Source organism: uncultured Kiloniella sp. (genome assembly GCF_937128705.1).
In the GTDB taxonomy this organism is placed as follows: domain Bacteria; phylum Pseudomonadota; class Alphaproteobacteria; order Kiloniellales; family Kiloniellaceae; genus Kiloniella.
Map to the genome: position 1 here is coordinate 1 of NZ_CAKZMP010000224.1, position 5,500 is coordinate 5,500.

Here is a 5,500-nt window from a genome sequence, read left to right on the forward strand (position 1 = left end):
TGGACCGGTAAGTCTCGTCTTAATGATGAACTTAGAGAGGGTATTAAAGAAGTCATTATGGCTACCCCGTTCCTCGGGAAGGATGCATTCAAATATCTGGTCGGTGCCGAAGAGCTTCTTCAGCAGGTAGTTTCTGAAGTTAAACACGTAATAGTTGTTAAGAGCGGTGTAATCCTGGTTGCAAACACACTGGCCAACGTGGTTCAGCTGGCAACTCGGGAAGTGCCTATCTCGTATATGACTCAACGAACACGCTCTAAGTTTTCTGAGATTGAAACATATCTCAAGAACGAAGATCTGAAAGTGAAGCTTCGTTACGACATTCTCAAATCGCAATCAAAATCTGAGAAAAAAGCTATTCAAGCACGCATTGAAGCGATCGATGAAGCCAATCGTAAGATGTCGATCTGGCCACTCCTAGAAGCGAACCAATTCACCACGATTTCCGAAGGTCTGACAGACTCTGACCGGGCACTCATGGACGGGCGGTTTATGGATTGGGTGGAAAAGAAAGCGGGTGAGCTCCCCGGTGGTCTGGCTACTGTGGCTCGGTATGGCATCGTGGCGAAAGACACTGCGCTTTATCAGGGTCTGGCCAAGGGCGTACAATACGGTGACTTTATTTCTAAAGCCATCTACTACGACTTCCTCACTGAAGAGCGAGGTGTAAGTCCTGAGGATGCGATGCTGAAGATCGATCAGGAATTCATCAACTATGACCTCAATGACAGCCGGGCACGTTCATACCTGGAAAGCATTGGGCTTACCTGGTTCATGAACTTCAAGCTGCGCTCGATCAAAATTGCTTTGGATATCATCCGGAATAACCCGGCTTCAGCTCTCTTGTCCCTATCTACGGCCAACGTGCTGAACTTGGATGCAGGCTCACCGGTCTTGGATAACGTAGCATCTGTCTTGGGAGACGGACGTCTTGGTTACTCTATTGGACCGGGAATGATTGAGGCCGGATGGAACCTCAATCCTTGGGTTAACCTGACGTCTTAAGAGACGGTTGATCAGCTAAGGCTTTTTTGATTGTTGTAATTGTTGCGAGTTGGATGTTTGAGTTGAATTTCAAACGTTCAATCTCTTGAGCAGCATCTTCAAGCAAGCTTGGGTTTACCAACGGTTGGCGGAGTCGATTGACGATATCATATTCTTCTTGGGTCCCATCGTCAGATGTTTGGCTCCATTCCAAAACCTGGCGTAGTGGCCCAGCGATCCAAGAATTGTGGTGAAGCTTTACTTTTTCTCTAATGTAAGCAGTAGGGCTGTCATAGCGTTCGGCATTGCCATTACCACCAAGGTGTGTGATTCCAATACGAACGTCTTCAGACATACCATCAAAATTAGCGCGACGAAGTTCAGATGCTTCAATGGCATCTTCAATAAGACGAACGATGTGCTCAGGAAGTCGGTGTCTCATGTCAAATTTACTCTCTTTTTTGGATCCCAGCCGCGGACTTTGCCGGTGGTCTCGTCTATTGGTTCAAATGGTTCCCCGTTGATTCGGGCTGCCAGCCGGCGCCAACGTTCCATTTCATTAAACTCTTCCATGCTGAGAAGACCTTCAGCTTTGAAATGGGAGATCCAATTGAGAGCGCTTACGGCCGCGTGGTGTTGCACTTTCGCGTGCTCCCACCGTGTCAGTTCCAGGGTTTGGGTAATCATCTTCTACTCCGTAGGGTCTTATCTCTTCAAGTTTGAACGCAGTCTTCTGATAACCGACATCTCTATCGAATAGAGCCATTTGACTATCGTATAACACGCTGAGTATGCGCTTCCGCGCAAACCAGAGAATGGCTTGTGCTTGGTGAGGATAAACATCGCTTTCAGCAGCAAGGCGGCTGATCTCATGTGATATCTGAGCATAAACTCTTCGAGTGACCTTAGCATCTCTCATGCCTCCGGTTGTGCCGGCCCAGGCATGGTACATGTGACCATCCACAGTCACTGGCCCAGCTGTCTTTGGTTCCAGGATGTTCTGATAGAATGCCCGAGTCTTCAACCCCTTGGCATGATCCAAGAAGGGAGTTCCTGTCAGGTACAGGTTAGCGCGAGCTCGACACGCATTATACGTGGAGACAATCGCACTGTCGTATGAAAGACCCCGCCGCCCAGCCTCGAGCATGGAGACGAGGCTTCTCAAATTTCCATAATAATCTGAGTTGGGTGACAGGGCCACAAACGCTGCTATAACGCGGCTCAAGTCCGCGGAATAATGTGCTGCGATTGTTTTCATTAAATCGTGATAGCGCTGGTACGCTTTGAGGCCGTCAGAAATATCCATTTCGTTTGCCTGAGAGTAAAGTCGTTTCAAATTCGAATACACTTTTTCTCTCCCAGAAATTTACGCGCGGGCGGATGAGCTTTTATTCTTCGTAATTATACCGCCACGGCTTAGTATCGTCTTCTCGCTTGATGATCATAATCATATCATCATCGGCGTCTTCAGTGCTTGAAAAGAAATCGTTCTTGTAAGCGTATTCCAGCAAATCCTTGGCGTAATATTGCTGGCGCACCTGAGGCGGCCATTCGTCAAAAACAAGCTGCAAGCTCTTTTTGTCTTCTGCCAGGGTTACTTTGATCATGACACCTTCAAGCTGTCGCTCCCCAACACCGTATCCGTCAAACCAACCGGCTTCGGCCGATTCTACATGGTCGAGATCTACGTCAGAAGGATCTGCGATGTTTTCAAAAGTGATAATTCGATACTGCATAACAATTTCCTTAAATAAATAAATGAACCAGGAACCATGCTTTACGGATTTGAACCCTTAATCACATGGCCCCTGGTTCGAGGTGAGGGGTGTTCTATGCCCGAAGGCATTTCGTAGATCACTAGGCCCTACTCCCTTGCGGAAGCTATTAAAGATGGGTCAGAAACTTGGTTTACACTCATCCCCTTAGGGCAGTGGATCCCGAGCTTTTGACTCAGGCGGATCCCCTACACGCCTGCGCCGGCGTCGAATGGCACTACGACGCGAACTATGGCTTCACAGATCCTGCCCCTCACGGGGTTTTCTTTTGTCTGTTGGCTTCAAGCAGATCTTGGTATCTATTAAATACCTCAGAAAAGCCTCCACCCCCATTATAAAACGATAGCGTAAAAATAATTGCTGGTAGTCCGCTATCGTCTGTTATTCCAAACATAACACAATTGCCATCTTCGCTTTCAGTGTGATGCTCTAAAATAAAAAGCTGATCAGTGTCGGCGCGGTAATGTGCGTTTTCGCTGATTACAAAACATTCAAACGGGCTTTCTGGATCTTTATCATGAAACTCACATTCAATTTCAATGTCATGCATTGCTTTCATGTAAGCGACTTTAGCCCGTAAACCATTTAGTCCTTGGGCCATTTCTACGGCAATACCGCAGTGGTGCTCCATACGACTCATTAGTGTTTCAGTGGTTCGTCATCACCGAGAATACGGGCTTGCATCTGCTCATCAAACATCCGCTCAAGAAAGCTTTGTTTAAGTTCAGCAGACTCAAAGCCGATCGTCAGAATGTGATCCAACGGAAGACCTTCTGGAACGCGATAAAGGCGTTTATCGAATTGGGTCTCGATCTTCAATTTGCGTTCATTGAAGGCTTCAACTGGTTCCACCAGATGCGAAGATACCCGAATATTCTGATGAGCATGAATCTTGGAATTGAACCAAGAAAGAATAAGATCACCGTCTTTGGTGATTTTCTTGATGACGAAAGTCGGAGAGCCACATTTATAGCAGACAGTCTCTCCGATTTTGAGCTTGGTATCGGCCATAAAAGGCTCCTTGAAAAGAAATGGTGGACGTGACGGGAATTGAACCCGCCGCTTCAAACCGGTCCGCCGGACACCCTATTCGACGATGCACCAGTCATCAGCCAAAATATCTGACTGAGACGCGAGCCACGGAACAACATCGTCCTGAGCTGTGAGCATCATGATATGAGCACGCTTAATGATGACGCCGCCATGGGAGAAATGTTCTTTCAATCCCAGGTGACGCTCCATTGCAGCGTTGGAAGTGGTTTGTTCTTCCATATAGAGGAACATACCTTTGCCGTTCCAGCCGGCACGAGAAACCTTCATTCCCCGCTTTAAAGCCTCGACGGCATGGCCGAAGGCCATAGCCGTCGTAGGCTGATAGGCATCTTCGAAAACCGCTTTAGGGGACCACGAGATATAATTATCGTGGTTTTCGTGATTGGAGTCACCCCCGTTCACATATTCGACCAGATAGCCCGGAGGCGATCGGTCAGGCATATTAGTTGGCGTAGTGGTGCCCATGTACTGGGCAAACTCTTCCTGAGTCATAGGCTTAGCTTTGACCAGCTTGGTTCCGAAGAAATGTTTCATATCGTCCTCTCGGGTGAAATTTGAATGCAGCGTTGATCTCCCTAGGCTCAATGCTGCCAAAGCCAGCCACTTTTTGAGAAAACCTTCCGAAGTCGTAATCCTCGAGGGGATGGTAATGCCCACCTCACTACATATACCCAGTTAATATCTCTGGCCCGGTAGCACGGCGTTCGAGATTCTTGAAACTTAAGTGCCGGCCAGGGCCTAACCGACTCGGGGATCTCTCCCTCACCCTTTTGTAAGACTACCGTCTAGGAGATGGCTCGACCGTTTGCTGGCCCTTTGAGTGGCACCAGTACAGTCACTGTAGTTCTCCGCAGGTTGCGTTTTTGATTAGGGTTCACCAAACATCCCACCTTACTAGGGATCTCAGTTGTCGAAGATACTCTTTGGCTTTGGCGCCGATGCCTCAGCTGGAGTTTCAGACTCCGCTTCTGGAGGCGTAGCAGCGGCCTCTGCGGCAGAAGAGTTATCTTCGACAGGTTTCGGCGTATCGAATAGAGAGCTCTTTTTGGGAGTTGGAGTAGGCTCTTCTGGATCAATTGGGCCTGTTTGATTTTCAGAAGTTTCTTTTACAGCTTCTACGAGTTCTGCTGTCTCTTCTGTCGTCAACTCTTCTTCCGTAGGCTCTGTCGGAGTAGGCTCTGCACTCGTCGTCTCTGGCGCCGATTCCGGCTCATCTGCTGGGGCAGATTCATCGGGTGCGGTGTCGCTGTCTTTGACGTCGAGGACGTTTCCATCAGATTGGACGTGTCCTGGTTCAGGACCGGTTCCGTCTTCTTCTGGTTCTCCAGTTGTTTCTGGAGCCTCATCAGTTTCTTGGACCGTCTCGGCATCTTCAGAACCCTCAGCAATAGCTTCTTCGCCGTTACGGCGATTAGCATCTTCCTGGGCGGCCGTATAGGATGCCACAGCGACCTTAGGCTGCGAAGGCGAGTTCACGGTGATTGGGATAGGCTCTTTGATGATTGTGGCGCTGTGACCATTCTCACCGCGGCCTGCGATGATTTTCACAGGGAGCTCTTCGTCCGGCAATGTTGGATACATGCCGCGGATATAGTTCCGGATAGCTTCCTGGATCTCGGGTTCTTGTAATGTGATTTCCACGTAAGTCTTCCTCTTCTCGGGATCATGTGTTGCAGGGAGCAAGTCAC

General features: G+C 48.7%; 7 protein-coding genes and 1 pseudogene. 1 reads left to right on the top strand and 7 read right to left on the bottom strand.

Features of this window, described 5'->3' with window-relative positions; genetic code table 11:
- On the top strand, positions 1-1,005 hold a 1,005-nt coding region (locus tag Q0241_RS11635), incomplete at its 5' end, for a hypothetical protein (protein ID WP_299377531.1).
- Here the strand turns inward: Q0241_RS11635 and Q0241_RS11640 are convergent.
- The 7 genes and pseudogenes from Q0241_RS11640 to Q0241_RS11670 form a co-directional block, all read right to left on the bottom strand.
- Positions 989-1,426 carry a hypothetical protein gene (locus Q0241_RS11640; RefSeq protein ID WP_299198219.1) on the bottom strand — a complete coding sequence of 146 codons (438 nt, stop codon included), beginning with the start codon at positions 1,424-1,426 and terminating at the stop codon, positions 989-991. The two genes, Q0241_RS11635 and Q0241_RS11640, sit on opposite strands and share 17 nt — an antisense overlap.
- Before the next feature lie 144 nt (positions 1,427-1,570).
- Positions 1,571-2,332 carry a hypothetical protein gene (locus Q0241_RS11645; RefSeq protein ID WP_299377533.1) on the bottom strand — a complete coding sequence of 254 codons (762 nt, stop codon included), beginning with the start codon at positions 2,330-2,332 and terminating at the stop codon, positions 1,571-1,573.
- Between the two features lie 40 nt (positions 2,333-2,372).
- Complete coding sequence (locus tag Q0241_RS11650; protein WP_299198223.1) at positions 2,373-2,720, bottom strand: hypothetical protein; 348 nt, start codon at positions 2,718-2,720, stop codon at positions 2,373-2,375.
- A gap of 292 nt (positions 2,721-3,012) precedes the next feature.
- Positions 3,013-3,399 carry a hypothetical protein gene (locus Q0241_RS11655; RefSeq protein ID WP_299377535.1) on the bottom strand — a complete coding sequence of 129 codons (387 nt, stop codon included), beginning with the start codon at positions 3,397-3,399 and terminating at the stop codon, positions 3,013-3,015.
- Positions 3,399-3,770: a hypothetical protein gene (locus Q0241_RS11660; RefSeq protein WP_299198228.1), complete on the bottom strand. Its 372-nt coding sequence runs from the start codon at positions 3,768-3,770 to the stop codon at positions 3,399-3,401. Before Q0241_RS11660 ends, Q0241_RS11655 begins: the two co-directional genes overlap by 1 nt.
- A 75-nt stretch (positions 3,771-3,845) precedes the next feature.
- On the bottom strand, positions 3,846-4,253 hold the full coding sequence (locus Q0241_RS11665) for a DUF2829 domain-containing protein (protein ID WP_299377537.1): 408 nt from the start codon (positions 4,251-4,253) through the stop codon (positions 3,846-3,848).
- Positions 4,254-4,715: 462 nt separating this feature from the next.
- Positions 4,716-5,500: pseudogene (locus Q0241_RS11670) on the bottom strand (hypothetical protein); the annotation flags it as partial.